Below are 14,981 nucleotides of genomic sequence, written 5' to 3' on the forward strand. Positions count from 1 at the left end.
CGATGAAACCCTTGCACCTCCTGCTATCCATCGTGGCGGTGGCCTGCCTGGCCGCCGTGCCGCTGGGCGTGACCAACACGTACTATCTGCACTTGATCGAAACCATCATGATCTACTCGATCCTGCTGTTCGGGCTCGATATCGTGGTGGGCTATACCGGCCAGGTCTCGCTGGGCCACGCCGGCCTGTTCGGCATCGGTTCGTATGTCGCCGGCGTGCTGTTCTTCCACCTGCAGATGCCGATCTGGGTCATCCTGCCCACCGCCATCCTGATCGCGGCGGCCTTCGGCGCGGTGCTGGCGCTGCCGGCGCTGCGGGTCACGGGGCCATACCTGGCCATGGTGACGCTGGCCTTCGGCACCATCATCCAGATCCTGATCAACGAGATGACCTTCATGACCGAAGGGCCCTTGGGCATCAAGATCTCCAAACCCGCCATCGCGGGCCACGTGCTGACCAAGAGCGAGTACTTCTGGCTGGTCGCCGCATTGCTGGTGCTGTCGCTGATCGTGGTGCACCGCATCCTCAAGTCGCACCTGGGCCGCTCGTTCGAGGCCCTGCGCGACAGCCCGATCGCGTCGGACTGCATGGGCGTGTCGGTCTACCGGCACAAGGTGTTCGCCTTCGTCATCAGCGCCGGCTTCGCCGGCCTGGCCGGCGCGCTGTACTCGTACTCGGAACAGTACATCTCGCCCAATACCTATAACTTCGAACTGACCATCCTGTTCCTGCTGGCCATCATCATGGGCGGCCGCAAGAGCCGCACGGGCGCGCTGCTGGGCGCTTCCATCATCGTGCTGCTGCCCAAGATGCTGGACGACATCTCGACCTTCCGCCTGATCGCGCTGGGCGTGGCCATCCTGGTCACTGTCGGCAGCGTGATCGCGATCTCCAAGGGCCGCACCGAGCCGCGCCGCGTCGTCGTGCCGGTCGTAGGCACCATCCTGCTGGCGGTGTTCTCGTACTGGCTGGAGGTGGTGACCGACTGGCGCCTGACGATCTTCGGCGCCATGATCCTGTTCGTCGTCTACTACCTGCCCGACGGCATAGTCGGCTTCGTGCGCAACCTGTTCTTCTCCAACCGCCGCGCCGCGCTCTCGGTCAAATCGGACCTGGTGAAAGAGCAGGAAGCCGTGCCCGATGCGGCCAAGGGCAAGGGCGACACGCTGCTGGCGGCCAAGGGTGTGCTGATGCAGTTCGGCGGCCTGAAGGCGCTGAACCAGGTCGACCTGACCGTCAAGCGCGGCACCATCCATGGCTTGATCGGACCCAACGGCTCCGGCAAGAGCACCATGATGAACGTGCTGACGGGCATCTACGTGCCAACCGCCGGCGCGGTGGAATTCTCGGGCAAGTCGCTGGTCGGCATGACCCCGGCCGACATCGCCGAGACCGGCATCGCGCGCACCTTCCAGAACGTGCAGCTGTTCGGCGAAATGACGGCCCTGGAGAACGTGCTGGTCGGCCTGCACCATACCTTTACCACGGGCCTGGCCGGCATCGCGCTGCGCACGTCCAAATGGAAGGGCGAGGAACAGGGCGCCCGCGCCCGCGCCATGGCGCTGCTGGAATTCGTGGGCCTGGAATCCCTGGCCAGCGAGGAAGCCCGCAACCTGCCCTACGGCAAGCAGCGCCTGCTGGAAATCGCCCGCGCCCTGGCGCTGGATCCGCAACTGCTGCTGCTGGATGAGCCCGCGGCCGGCCTGACCGCGCCCGACATCGTCGAGCTGCTGGCCATCATCCGCAAGGTGCGCGACCACGGCATCACGCTGATCCTCATCGAACACCACATGGACGTGGTGATGGGGGTGTGCGACACCGTGTCGGTGCTGGACTTCGGCCAGAAGATCGCCGAGGGCCTGCCCAACGAAGTGCAAAGCAACGCCAAGGTCATCGAGGCGTATCTGGGCGGCGCGCCCGCCTGACGCCAAGGGGACAACAAGATGCTATCGATCAAGAATCTGGAAGCGGGCTACGGCAAGGTGAAGGTGCTGCACGGCATCAGCATGGAGGTGCCGAAGGCCAAGGTGGTGACGCTGATCGGCTCCAACGGCGCCGGCAAGACCACCACGATGCGGGCGCTGTCCGGCATGATCCGCCCCACAGCGGGCGAGGTCACGCTGAGCGGCAAGCGCATCGACGGCCTGGAGTCCCACCGCATCGCGCGGCTGGGCCTGGCGCACTCGCCCGAAGGCCGGCGCGTGTTCCCGACGCTGTCGGTCACCGACAACCTGCTGCTGGGCGCGTTCCCGCGCCTGACGGGCAGCCGTCCCAAGGGCGACGTGCAGTCCGACCTGGGCCGGGCCATGGATCTGTTTCCGCGCTTGAAGGAACGCCGCGATCAACTGGCCGGCACGTTGTCGGGCGGTGAACAGCAGATGCTGGCCATGGCGCGCGCGGTGATGCTGAATCCCGAACTGGTGCTGCTGGACGAACCTTCAATGGGGCTGGCGCCGATCCTGGTGGAAGAAGTGTTCCGGATCATCGCGCGGCTCAAGGATGAAGGAGTGACGATGCTGTTGGTGGAGCAGTTTGCTGCTGCGGCGTTGAATGTGGCGGATTATGGGTATGTGTTGGAGAACGGGCGGATTTCTGTGCATGGGAGTGCGGATAAGTTGAAGCATGATCCGGCTGTTGTGGCGGCTTATTTGGGTGGATCGCATTGAGGGCTTCAGTGTTGAGTTCTTGAGACGCCTGCCACGTCGGGGACTCGCGTAGGGCGGGGCAACGATTGCGGTCCGGAGCGTTCGCTCCGGACTTCCCCTTCGTCATCCTCGTTGTCGCCTCCGGCGACTGCCTTCGGATTCCCTCGGGCTTATCGACGCCCCACCCTACGCGAGTCCCCGACGCGGCAGGCTGTGCTGCTTGAATCTTTACGGACGCTGGGGCGGTCTGTGTGCTTGGCGTTTTTTTCCGCATCGGGGTGTGGTGGCGTGTCTTGCGGGGCCCGCACCAGGCCGGCCGCCCGGGCGGCCTCTTGGGGCTTACGCGGTGTCTTGCGTCGCGTGATGGCGCTGCGCGCAGTGGCTGCGGCAGAACGTCTATTCAGCTCAGCTCTGCCTAACACCTGCAATTCAACTCCGGCGCCGGATGGGCGGCGCGCGCGAGACGCTCTGCGTGCGCAAGCCATTGCCCAACGCGCGCCGCCCATCACCGCCCCACCCCCTGGACGGCGATGCCATCAGAAAACAGCTGTCCACATTCGCGACAGCGAACACTATAGAAATTTTGTAAATCACGTATGTCATTTACGGCCGCCCGCGCGGCCGTAAATGACGGGCAACACAAGACTCGGCACCGACCACGGATCTAGCTGCGCGACAGGCCAAGACGTACGTAGCCCGTCGTCGCGTGCGGCGTGGCGGCTCGCAACCTCGATGCGCCCGAGGGAATCTGAAGGAAAGGCCGAAGGCCTTGACGAAGATGACGAAGGGGCAGTCCGGAGCGAACGCTCCGGACCGCAATCGTGGGCGCGAGCCGCCACGCCGCACGCGACGACGGGCGGCCTACGAACAAGGCCGCCCGCCAACAGCACATCAATCAACGATCAGACAATCGTCAACTATCAAACAATCGTCAACGTCACGTCAATATTCCCACGCGTAGCATTCGAATAAGGGCAAACGATATGCGCCGCAGCCACCAGCTTCTCAGCCTCGGCCCGCTCCATCCCCGGCAACGAAATCTTCAATTCGACTTCGATCCCGAACCCCGTAGGAATAGGACCGATGCCAACAGCGCCGTCAATCGTCGCATTCGACGGCATGGCGATCTTGTCGCGGCCGGCGACGAATTTCATGGCGCCCATGAAGCATGCCGAATAGCCCACCGCGAACAGCTGTTCCGGATTGGTGCCGGCCGCGCCCGCGCCGCCCAGTTCCTTCGGGGTCGTCAGTTTGACGTTCAGGTTGCCGTCGTCCGTGGCGCCCGTGCCTTCACGGCCGCCGGTAACGTGCGCATGAGCGCGGTAGAGCACTTTTTCGATAGACATGATGCGTTTCCTTTCATGGAAATGGAGGTTGGACTGCCAGGCCCGGCGGGAACATCCCGTCTTCGCCCTTACTAATTAAATAGTGCAATATTAAATAGTGCACTATTTATTGAATCTGACGATGGCGGGCCTTGCCCGCCACTTCAAAGACTTGCGGTCAGCTTCTGCCGTAGCGCATGCAGCGTTTTCATCATACCTTGCGCCTCTTCCAGCGAACACTGCGCGGCATCCGCAATGGAATGCGGCACCGCCTCGGCCTGCGCGCGCAGCTCGCGGCCCTGGCGCGTCAGGCCGACGATCACCTGGCGCTCGTCTTCGACCGCGCGCTGGCGCGTCACCAGGCCCGCCGCTTCCAGCCGCTTGAGCAGCGGCGTCAAGGTCGCGGAATCCAGGAACAGGCGCTCGCCGATATCCGTCACCGTGATCTCGTCGCCCTCCCACAGCACCAGCATCACCAGGTACTGCGGATAGGTCAGGTCCAGCCCGCGCAACAGCTTGCGGTACACCTTGTTCATCGCCAGCGAGGTCGAATACAGGGCGAAACACAACTGGCTGTCCAGCAGCAGCGGATTGAATGCCGCCTTGGGTTTGGATCGTGATTTCATTGCGCAATATTAAATAGCGCGCTATTTATCGTCAAGTTTTTTTTTCGAACGGCCTGTGCACTAGGCCGGTTCTCCTTCGACCGCCGCACGATCCGACCCGTATTGCTTCAGGCCATCCAGGTCCAGCACCCGGACCGCGCCGTACTCCACGTTCAACAGACCCGCCTCTTCCAGCTTGCGCAGCGCCTGGTTGGCGCGCTGCCGCGATACCCGGGCCAGATAGCCTACCTCTTCCTGCGTAATCGCCAGGCGCATGCCCATGCCGGGATACAGCAAAGGGTTGAAGAGCTCGGCCAGGCAGCGGGCCACGCGCGCGTCAGGATCCAGCAGGCGGTCGTACTCCGCCTTGCCGATGAACTGCGCCACGCGCTCATTCAATTGGTGGAGCAGATAGCGGTTGAACGGGATGCTGCTGTCCAGCAGCCAGTCGAAGGTGGCGGCCGGCAGGCGCGCCACCACCGAATCCCGCAGCGCAACGATGTCGTACTTGCGGATCTCGCGCTTGAGCAGCGAGCCTTCACCTATCCAGCCGCCGGCAGGCACGCCAGTCAGTGAAGCCACCTTGCCTTCGGCGTTACCCACCGAAACCTTGACCAGCCCCGCCAGCACGCCTATCCAAGCCTGTGCGAGTTCACCTTTGCGCTCTATGATCGACCCGGCAACCACCTGCTGCACGGTCAGGTCCCGCTCGACGCGTTCTTGCTGATCGCGGCTGAGCACGCGAAACCAGGCGGCGGCGAGTTGCAGGGAGTCGGCTAGCTGCATCGGGAATACCCTAAAAGTTCCTTGAATGTCGCGATGGTGACAGTTGGTAGCAACCCAACCTTATACCTTAACTCCTGCCGTAAATCTAAAACCAACTGGTCAAGCGCTTCATCGCCACCGCCGCTTACGCGGACTCCTGGCCCGATGCGCCCAAACCGGAGGAGACATCGTGGCACATACACCGCCCGCATCTGCACGGATGCCGGCTGCGCTGGATACCTTTCCGGCGCTGCTGTTCACGCATGCCAGCGTTCGCGGGTCGCGGCCCGCCATACGCGAAAAAGATCTGGGGATCTGGCAAACCCTTACGTGGTCCGAAGTGGCTGAGCATGTCCGGCACGTCGCGCATGGCTTGGCCGCGCTGGGCATCAAGCCCGGCATGCACGTGGCCGTCATCGGCGAGAATCGTCCGCGCCTGTACATGGCCATGATGGCCGCGCAGTCGCTGGGCGCCATACCGGTGCCGCTCTACCAGGACGCCGTCGCCCAGGAAATGGTCTACGTGCTGCAGGACGCCGAGATCACCGTGGCCATCGTCGAAGACCAGGAACAGGTCGACAAGATGCTCGAAGTCCGCGAGCAATGCCCTGCCTTGCAGCACGTGGTGTACGACGATCCGCGCGGCCTGCGCCATTACACCGACCCGATGCTGCGTTCGTATGAACAGCTGGAGGAACTGGGCCGCGAATACGCTGCGCAGCATCCCGGCTTCTTCGACCAGGCCGTCGCCGCCGTGCAGCCGCATGATCCGGCCGCCATGTTCTATACGTCGGGCACCACCGGCAAGCCCAAGGGCGTGGTGCTCACGCACCATGCGCTGATCGACCGCGCGCGCGCCGTGTCCGAAATGGAAAAGCTGACCGACCAGGAAGACGTGCTGGCCTATCTGCCGCCTGCCTGGATCGGCCAGAACATGTTCTCGTACACGCAGCTGCTGGTCACGGGCTTTACGGTGAACCATCCCGAATCGCCTGACACCGTGTCGATCGACATGCGCGACATCGGCCCCACCTATTACTTCGCGCCGCCGCGCGTGCTGGAAGGCCTGCTGACGCATGTGATGATCCGCATGGAAGACGCGGGGCTGATCAAGCGCAAGCTGTTCGCGGCCTGCATGAAGCTCGCGCGCCGCGTGGGCACCAGGATCCTGGACGGCGAACAAGTCAGCGCCTGGGACCGCCTGCGCTACGCGCTGGGCAACATGATGATCTACGGTCCGCTGCGCAATGCGCTGGGCATGAGCCGGGTACGCGTGGCCTACACCGCGGGCGAGGCCATCGGCCCCGACCTGTTCGTGTTCTACCGCTCCATCGGCATCAACCTCAAGCAGCTCTATGGCTCCACGGAAACCTCGGTCTTCGTCTGCGTGCAGCCCGACGGCCAGGTGCGCGACGACACCGTGGGTCCGCCCGTCGACGGCGTCGAGATCCGCGTGGCCGACAACGGCGAGATCCTGGTCAAGAGCCCGGGCCTGTTCAAGGAGTACTACCGCAACCCCGAAGCGACCGCCGAAGCGCGCAGCGCCGATGGCTGGTTCCACACGGGCGACGCGGGCTATCTGGACACCGACGGCCAACTGAAGATCATCGACCGCGCCAAGGACGTGGGCAAGCTCGCCAACGGCAGCCTGTTCGCGCCCAAGTACATCGAGAACAAGCTCAAGTTCTTCCAGCACATCAAGGAAGCGGTGGCCTTCGGCGCCAACCGCGAGGACGTGTGCGCCTTCATCAATATCGACCTGGAAGCCGTGGGCAACTGGGCCGAACGCCGCGGCATGCCCTATGCCGGCTACACCGACCTGGCGTCCAAGGACGAGGTCTACCAGCTGATCGCGGAATGCGTGGAACAGGTCAACGCCGACCTGGCCACCGATCCCAAGCTGTCGGCCTCGCAGATCAGCCGCTTCCTCATCCTGCACAAGGAACTGGATCCGGACGACGACGAGCTGACCCGCACGCGCAAGGTGCGCCGCGCCTTCATCGCGCAGAAGTACGGCGTGCTGATCGACGCGCTGTTCGGCGGCAAGCAGTCGCAGTTCATCGAGACCGAAGTGAAATTCGAAGACGGACGCACCGGCAAGATCTCGGCGGACTTGAAGATCCGCCCGGTCAAGACCTTCCCCGCCATCACCGCCAAGGCCGCGTAGAGATCATGAGCAACAACGACCGCGACCAGCGCATCGGCGACGTCATGCTGGACATGCAGAATATCTCGCTGTCCTTCGGCGGCGTGAAGGCGCTGACGGACATTTCCTTCAATGTGCGCGAACACGAGATCCGCGCCATCATCGGCCCCAACGGCGCCGGCAAGAGCTCGATGCTCAACGTCATCAACGGCGTCTACACGCCGCAGCAAGGCGGCATCGAGTTCCGCGGCGAGCGCTTCTCGCGCATGAATCCGCGCCGCGCCGCCGAAATGGGCATCGCCCGCACCTTCCAGAACCTGGCGCTGTTCAAGGGCATGAGCGTGCTGGACAACATCATGACCGGCCGCAACCTGCGCATGAAGTGCGGGTTGCTGGCGCAGGCCTTCCGCCTGGGCCCGGCCGAGCGCGAAGAGATCCAGCATCGCGAGTTCGTCGAGAACATCGTCGACTTCCTGGAAATCCAGGCCTACCGCAAGACGCCTGTCGGCCGCCTGCCCTACGGCCTGCAAAAGCGCGTGGACCTGGGCCGCGCACTGGCGATGGAGCCGCGCCTGCTGTTGCTGGACGAGCCGATGGCCGGCATGAACATCGAAGAGAAGCAGGACATGAGCCGCTTCATCCTGGACGTGAACGACGAGTTCGGCACCACCATCGTGCTGATCGAGCACGACATGGGCGTGGTCATGGACATCTCGGATCGCGTGGTGGTGCTGGACTACGGCAAGAAGATCGGCGACGGCAAGCCGGACGAGGTCCGCGCAAACGAAGACGTCATCCGCGCCTACCTCGGCGTGTCGCACTAAGGCGGACAGACATGGGATTTTTTCTAGAGACCTTATTCGGCGGCCTGATGAGCGGCATGCTGTATGCGCTGATCGGCCTGGGCTTCGTGCTGATCTTCAAGGCATCCGGCGTCTTCAACTTCGCACAGGGCGCGATGGTGCTGGTCGCCGCGCTGTCCATGGCGCGCTTCTCGGAATGGCTGCCGCGCTGGTTCGGCTTTGACAACATGATCCTGGCCAACGTGCTGGCCTTCATCGTCAGCGCCATCGTGATGTTCCTGCTGGCGGTCGCCATCGAACGCTTCGTGCTGCGCCACCTGGTCAACCAGGAAGCCACCACCCTGCTGATGGCGACGCTGGGCATCAGCTACTTCCTGGATGGCCTGGGCCAGATCACCTTCGGCAGTTCGGTGTATTCCATCAACGTGGGCATGCCCAAGGATCCGCTGATGATCCTGGATTCGGTCTTCGAGGGCGGCTTGCTGATCAACCTGGAAGACCTGACAGCGGCGGTGATCGCTGCCCTGCTGGTGGCCGCGCTGGCACTGTTCTTCCAGTACACCTCGACCGGCCGCGCTCTGCGCGCGGTGGCCGACGACCACCAGGCCGCGCAATCCATCGGCATTCCACTGAACCGCATCTGGGTGATCGTCTGGAGCGTGGCGGGGCTGGTGGCGCTGGTGGCCGGGATCATCTGGGGTTCGAAGTTCGGCGTGCAGTTCACGCTGTCCACCGCGGCGCTGCGGGCGCTGCCGGTGGTGATCCTGGGCGGGCTGACCTCGGTGCCGGGCGCCATCCTGGGCGGCCTGATCATCGGCGTGGGCGAAAAGCTGTCCGAGGTCTATCTGGGGTCGCTGGTAGGCGGCGGTATCGAAATCTGGTTCGCCTATGTGCTGGCGCTGGTGTTCCTGCTGTTCCGTCCGCAAGGGCTGTTCGGCGAGAAGATCATCGACCGTGTCTGAGCCCACAGGCCCTCTAGGATAAAAACATGTTCTATCGCGAAAACGGCCAATTCAAGACCAGCTATCGCGCTGACCAGCAGATCTTCCCGATCCGCCAGGACCGCATCTTCATCTGGCTGCTGCTTGCAGTGGCCTTCGTCGCCATCCCGGCCATGGCCAGCGACTACCTGCTGCGCGCCATCCTGATTCCGTTCCTGATCCTGGCGCTGGCCGCCGTGGGCCTGAACATCCTGGTGGGCTATTGCGGCCAGATCTCGCTGGGCACCGGCGCCTTCATGGCGGTGGGCGCCTACGCGGCCTGGAACTTCGGCGTGCGCTTTCCCGGCATGCCGCTGATTATCCAGATCCTGCTGGGCGGCTTTTTCGCCACCATCGTCGGCGTGATCTTCGGCATACCCAGCCTGCGCATCCGCGGCCTGTACCTGGCGGTGGCGACGCTGGCCGCGCAGTTCTTCGTGGACTGGGCGTTCCTGCGCATCCCCTTCTTCACCAACTACTCGTCGTCCGGCAACGTCTCGGTGCCGCCGCTGACCGCCTTCGGTTTGCCGGTGCAGAGCGCGCTGGAGAAGTACCTGTTCGTGTTGATCCTGGTCGTCGTCTTCAGCCTGCTGGCCAAGAACCTGGTGCGCGGCGCCATCGGCCGCCAATGGATGGCGATCCGCGACATGGACGTGGCGGCCTCCGTCATCGGCATCCGCCCCATGTACGCCAAGCTCACGGCCTTCGCGGTCAGCTCGTTCATCGTCGGCGTGGCCGGGGCCTTGTGGGGCTACATCCACCTGGGCTCCTGGGAGCCGCTGGCGTTCGACCTGACGCGTTCGTTCCAGTTGCTGTTCATGGTCATCATCGGCGGGCTGGGCTCCATCATCGGCAGCTTCTTCGGCGCGGCCTTCATCGTGCTAGTGCCGGTGGCCCTGTCCAACATTCCGCACGCGCTGGGCATTCCGCTGTCGGTGGACACGGCGGCGCATATCGAACACATGGTGTTCGGCGCGCTGATCGTGTTCTTCCTGATCGCCGAACCGCATGGGCTGGCCAGGCTGTGGAGCATCGGCAAAGAGAAGCTGCGCATCTGGCCTTTCCCCCACTGATTTCGCATTGATTTCCGCGGTCCGGAGCGGCACAAGCGCCCCGGACCCGCCCTGAATACCCGGCTCAAGACCGGGCCAATCCCGGTGTCCCAGGGTTTACTGACCCAAGCACCACGCAGGAGGTAAATGGAGATGAAGCGTCTTAACCTGAAGTTGGCGGCAGCTTTGATGGCCGCAGCCGGCGCCGCGGGCGCCGTGGCCACGCCGGCAATGGCGGCGGAAGAGCAGTTCGTTCCGTTGCTGGTGTATCGCACCGGGTCCTTCGCACCCCTGGGCATTCCCTGGGCCGACGGCAAGCTGGACTACCTGAAGCTGGTCAACGAACGCGATGGCGGCGTCAACGGCGTCAAGATCACGTACGAAGAGTGCGAAACCGCCTACGCCACCGACCGCGGCGTGGAATGCTACGAGCGCCTTAAGGGCAAGGGCACCGGCGCATCGGGCTTCGACACCCAGTCCACCGGCATCACCTTCGCCGTCAGCGACAAGGCCATGGTCGACAAGGTGCCGGTTGAAACGATGGGCTACGGCCTGTCGCAGTCGGTCGACGGCAGCGTGTTCGAATGGAACTTCCCGCTGCTCGGCACGTACTGGACCGCGGCCGACGTGATGATCCAGGACATCGCCAAGAAAGAAGGCGGCATGGACAAGCTCAAGGGCAAGAAGATCGCCCTGGTCTACCACGACTCGCCGTATGGCAAGGAGCCGATCCCCCTGCTGCAGAAGCGCGCGGCCAAGGAAGGCTTCGAGCTGGTGCTCTATCCCGTGACCGCCCCCGGCGTGGAACAGAAGTCCACCTGGCTGCAGATCCGCCAGGCGCGTCCCAACTACGTGCTGCTGTGGAGCGCCGGCATCATGACGCCGACCGCCATCCGCGAAGCCCAGGCCAGCGGCTATCCGCGGGACAAGATGTACGCGATCTGGTGGGCCGGCTCCGAAGGCGACGTGAAGGACCTGGGCGATGTCGCCAAGGGCTACAACGCCATCACCATCCACAACAGCGGCGCCGAGCACGACAAGGTCTACGACGACCTCAAGAAGTTCGTCTACGACAAGGGCCAGGGCGCGGACAAGACCGGCAAGACCACGCTGGGCACCATCGCGCATACCCGCGGCATGATGATCTCGATGCTGCAGGTGGAAGCGATCCGCACCGCGCAAGAGAAGTACGGCAAGGGCAAGGCGCTGACGCCCGAGCAGGTGCGCTGGGGCTTCGAGAACCTGAACCTGACGCAGGAAAAGCTCGACAAGCTGGGCTTCGGCCAGATCATGCGTCCGGTCAAGACCTCGTGCAGCAACCACAAGGGCGACGACTGGGCCCGCATCGTGCAGTGGGACGGCGCGAAGTTCAAGGTGGTCTCCGATTGGTATCAGTCGGACAAGACCATCCTGGACCCCATGGTGAAGGAAGGCGCCGCCAAGTACGCGAAGGAAAAGAACATCACGCCCCGCAAGTGTGAGTAGTCCCCCCGACGCACCTGCGGTGCCTCCCCCCAAGGGGCGCCGCGCGCGGACCGGCAAAGCCGGCTCCGCGGCGGCCCCGCTTGAGCCGCGCCGGCTGCATGCGGCGCAGGTACCGCAGATGCAGAGGATGTTGATACGAACCGGCTGCCGTCCCTTGGGACTGGCAGTCGCCACACCGCAGGAACCTTTATGAACGACGCCAATATTGCTGCCACGACAGACACCCCCAAGGTGCTGCTCGACGTGAACGGCATCGAGGTGATCTACAACCACGTGATCCTGGTGCTCAAGGGTGTTTCCCTGCAAGTGCCGGAAGGCAAGATCGTGGCCTTGCTCGGCGCCAACGGCGCGGGCAAGACCACCACCTTGCGCGCCATCTCGAACCTGCTCAAGGGCGAGCGCGGCGACGTCACCAAGGGCCATATCCAGTACCGCGACCAGCGTATCGAAAAGCTGTCGCCGGCGGAGCTGGTCAAGCGCGGCGTGGTGCAGGTGATGGAAGGCCGGCACTGCTTTGCCCACCTGACCATCGAGGAAAACCTGCTGACAGGCGCCTATACGCGCAGCATGAGCCGCGGCGACACCGCGGCGGCGCTGGAGCGCGTCTACCAGTATTTTCCGCGCCTGAAGCAGCGCCGCACCAGCCAGTCCGGCTACACCTCGGGCGGCGAACAGCAGATGACCGCCATCGGCCGCGCGCTGATGGCCAACCCCAACATGATTTTGCTGGACGAGCCCTCCATGGGCCTGGCGCCGCAGATCGTCGAAGAGATCTTCGAGATCGTGCGCGACCTGAACCAGCGCGAGCGCGTCAGCTTCCTGCTGGCCGAGCAGAACACCAATATCGCGCTGCGCTATGCCGACTACGGCTACATCCTTGAAAACGGCCGCGTAATGATGGACGGCGCCGCCGCCGACCTGGCCCAGAACGAGGACGTGAAGGAGTTCTACCTGGGCATATCCAGCGGCGAACGCAAGAGTTTCCGCGACAACAAGTTCTACCGCCGGCGCAAGCGCTGGCTGGCGTGATTCCTGGCATACGAGAGGGTGCGATCCCATGTCCGAGTTTTTCGATGTTCTGGAAACCAGAGCGCCCGAGCAACGCGAGCGCGAGCTGATGGCCGCCCTGCCCGCCGCGATCGCCCGGGCCATTGCGCGTGCGCCTGCCATCGCCGAGCAGTTGCGCGGCATCGACCCCGCCACCATCACGTCGCGCGCGGCCTTGGCAAGCCTGCCGGTGCTGCGCAAGCACGAACTGCTGGAGCGCCAGCAGCACAGCCGCGATGACGCGACGGCGCCTGCCGGGCCGCAGAAAGCCTTCGGCGGCTTCTCCGCCATCGGCTGGGGCGAGGCGATGCGGGTGTTCGCGTCGCCCGGCCCCATCTATGAACCGGAGAGCGCGCGCGGCGACTACTGGCGCTTTGCCCGCGCCCTGCACGCGGCGGGATTCCGCGCGGGCGAACTGGCCTACAACTGCTTTTCCTACCACTTCACACCCGCCGGTTCCATGATGGAAACCGCGGCGCATGCCGTGGGCTGCACCGTATTTCCGGGCGGCACCGGGCAGACCGAACAGCAGGTGCGCGCAATTCAGGACCTGGCGCCCACCGGCTATACCGGCACGCCCAGCTTCCTCAAGATCATCCTGGAGAAGGCCGACGAACTGGGCGTGAAGCTGGATTCGTTGCGCCGCGCGCTGGTATCCGGCGAAGCCTTCCCGCCGTCCCTGCGCGACTGGCTGGCGGCGCGCGGCATCGACGGCTACCAGGCCTACGGCAGCGCCGACCTCGGCATGGTCGCGTTTGAAACGCCGGCGCGCGAAGGCCTGGTGCTGGGCGAGGACATCATCGTCGAGATCGTGCGCCCCGGCACCGGCGAACCCGTGCCTGATGGCGAAGTCGGCGAGGTCGTGGTCACGACCTTGAACCCGGACTATCCGCTGGTGCGCTTCGGCACCGGCGACCTGTCCGCCGTCATGCCCGGCATCTCGCCTTGCGGCCGCACCAATACCCGCATCAAGGGCTGGATGGGACGCGCGGACCAGACCACCAAGGTACGCGGCATGTTCGTGCATCCGTCGCAGGTCGCCGATGTGGCGCGCCGCCACCCGGAGATCCTGCGCGCGCGGCTGGTGATCAGCGGCAGCACGGGGTCCGACCGCATGGTGCTCAAGGTGGAGTCCCGGGTGCGCAGCGAAGAGCTGGGCAAGCGCATCGCGGAGTCGGTGCGCGATGTGACCAAGCTGCGCAGCGACGTGGAATGGGTGGACGCGGACGGCCTGCCGAACGACGGCAAGGTCATCGACGACATCCGGACCTACGAGTAAACGGCGCTGCTGGCGGCCTCACGCGGCCGCCAGCAGCGCCAGCATGCCCTTGACCAGCATCGCCACGGCCACCACGCCCGCGAACAGCGCGAAGCTTTGCTGCAGGCGCCGCGGCGGAAAGCGGTCGGCCACCTTGCGGCCGGCCAGCATGCCCAGCACCGCAGCCGCCGTGAACGGCGCCGCGATGCGCCAATCCAGATGTCCGCCCGCCGCGGCGGCCACGACGCCGCTGGCGGACACCAGCGCGATCACCGCCAGTGAGGTGCCGACAATGGCCTGCATGGTCAGGTCCGTGGCGCGGCGCAACGCGGGCACGATGACGAAGCCGCCGCCCACACCCAGCAAACCGGACAGAAAGCCCGCGACCAGGCCCGCGCCCGTCAAGGCGCGCGCGCAGGGCGCGGTCCAGCGCAGCCTGCCGGTACTGGCGTTGAGCTGGCAGGGCGGGGTGCGCGGCGCGGCATGGACCGCCGTCGCGGGCTTGGCGCCCTGGTTCCACATGCGCCACGCCACCATGCCCAGCACGCCGGCGAAGATGATGGCCAGCGGCGCATTGGGCAGGCGCCGCGCCGCCCACAGGCCCAGCGGCGAAACCAGTATGCCGGTGACGGCCATGAAGCCCGCCGCGCGATAGCGGACCTGGCCCTTGCGCAAGCCCAGCACCGCGCCCAGCGCGGCGGACAGGCCCACTGCCAGCAAGGCGATGGGCGCGGCCTGCGAGACCTGCAAGTGCAGGCCGAAGACCAGCAGCGGCACCGCCATGATGGCGCCGCCGGCGCCGGTCAGCCCGAGTATCAGGCCCACGCACGCCCCCAGCGCCGCGCTGACGGCCAACACCGTATCGATCAT

13 protein-coding genes are annotated in these 14,981 nt (G+C 64.9%); 9 read left to right on the top strand and 4 right to left on the bottom strand.

The features are described from left to right. Positions 1-2 precede the first annotated feature (2 nt). Entirely contained in the window at positions 3-1,925 is a 1,923-nt protein-coding gene (locus AXYL_RS30630) for an ABC transporter permease subunit (protein ID WP_013396766.1), read from the top strand. 18 nt (positions 1,926-1,943) lie between these two features. Then, positions 1,944-2,666, top strand: coding sequence for an ABC transporter ATP-binding protein (locus AXYL_RS30635; RefSeq protein WP_013396767.1), 723 nt, complete (start codon positions 1,944-1,946; stop codon positions 2,664-2,666). Positions 2,667-3,565: 899 nt separating this feature from the next. On the opposite strand, the gene AXYL_RS30640 is transcribed toward AXYL_RS30635, so the two are convergent. The 3 genes from AXYL_RS30640 to AXYL_RS30650 all read right to left on the bottom strand — a co-directional run bounded on the left by AXYL_RS30640 (position 3,566) and on the right by AXYL_RS30650 (position 5,361). After that, entirely contained in the window at positions 3,566-3,991 is a 426-nt protein-coding gene (locus AXYL_RS30640; protein WP_013396768.1) for an organic hydroperoxide resistance protein, read from the bottom strand. A gap of 143 nt (positions 3,992-4,134) precedes the next feature. After that, complete coding sequence (locus tag AXYL_RS30645) at positions 4,135-4,596, bottom strand: MarR family winged helix-turn-helix transcriptional regulator (RefSeq protein ID WP_013396769.1); 462 nt, start codon at positions 4,594-4,596, stop codon at positions 4,135-4,137. 60 nt (positions 4,597-4,656) lie between these two features. Next, positions 4,657-5,361 carry a Crp/Fnr family transcriptional regulator gene (locus AXYL_RS30650; protein WP_013396770.1) on the bottom strand — a complete coding sequence of 235 codons (705 nt, stop codon included), beginning with the start codon at positions 5,359-5,361 and terminating at the stop codon, positions 4,657-4,659. Between the two features lie 169 nt (positions 5,362-5,530). On the opposite strand from AXYL_RS30650, the gene AXYL_RS30655 reads away from it, so the two are divergent. From AXYL_RS30655 to AXYL_RS30685, 7 genes are all read left to right on the top strand, one after another. After that, the gene (locus tag AXYL_RS30655; protein ID WP_041654496.1) at positions 5,531-7,507 is read left to right on the top strand and encodes an AMP-dependent synthetase/ligase; all 1,977 of its coding nucleotides are present in this window, start codon (positions 5,531-5,533) and stop codon (positions 7,505-7,507) included. Positions 7,508-7,512: 5 nt separating this feature from the next. Further along, entirely contained in the window at positions 7,513-8,310 is a 798-nt protein-coding gene (locus AXYL_RS30660; protein ID WP_013396772.1) for an ABC transporter ATP-binding protein, read from the top strand. An 11-nt stretch (positions 8,311-8,321) separates the two neighbouring features. Further along, complete coding sequence (locus tag AXYL_RS30665) at positions 8,322-9,251, top strand: branched-chain amino acid ABC transporter permease (protein ID WP_013396773.1); 930 nt, start codon at positions 8,322-8,324, stop codon at positions 9,249-9,251. Between the two features lie 26 nt (positions 9,252-9,277). Further along, positions 9,278-10,342 (top strand): branched-chain amino acid ABC transporter permease, encoded by a 1,065-nt coding sequence (locus AXYL_RS30670; RefSeq protein WP_013396774.1) that lies wholly within the window; start codon positions 9,278-9,280, stop codon positions 10,340-10,342. 126 nt (positions 10,343-10,468) lie between these two features. Further along, a complete protein-coding gene (locus tag AXYL_RS30675) occupies positions 10,469-11,806 on the top strand; it encodes an ABC transporter substrate-binding protein (RefSeq protein WP_080551121.1) in 1,338 nt (445 codons plus the stop codon). 189 nt (positions 11,807-11,995) lie between these two features. After that, the gene (locus AXYL_RS30680) at positions 11,996-12,835 is read left to right on the top strand and encodes an ABC transporter ATP-binding protein (RefSeq protein WP_013396776.1); all 840 of its coding nucleotides are present in this window, start codon (positions 11,996-11,998) and stop codon (positions 12,833-12,835) included. Between the two features lie 28 nt (positions 12,836-12,863). After that, positions 12,864-14,132, top strand: coding sequence for a phenylacetate--CoA ligase family protein (locus AXYL_RS30685; protein WP_013396777.1), 1,269 nt, complete (start codon positions 12,864-12,866; stop codon positions 14,130-14,132). Between the two features lie 18 nt (positions 14,133-14,150). Here the strand turns inward: AXYL_RS30685 and AXYL_RS30690 are convergent, their stop codons facing one another. Continuing rightward, positions 14,151-14,981, bottom strand: a complete 831-nt coding sequence (locus tag AXYL_RS30690; RefSeq protein ID WP_013396778.1) for a sulfite exporter TauE/SafE family protein — start codon at positions 14,979-14,981, stop codon at positions 14,151-14,153.

This window comes from Achromobacter xylosoxidans A8 (genome assembly GCF_000165835.1).
In the GTDB taxonomy this organism is placed as follows: domain Bacteria; phylum Pseudomonadota; class Gammaproteobacteria; order Burkholderiales; family Burkholderiaceae_B; genus Achromobacter; species Achromobacter xylosoxidans_B.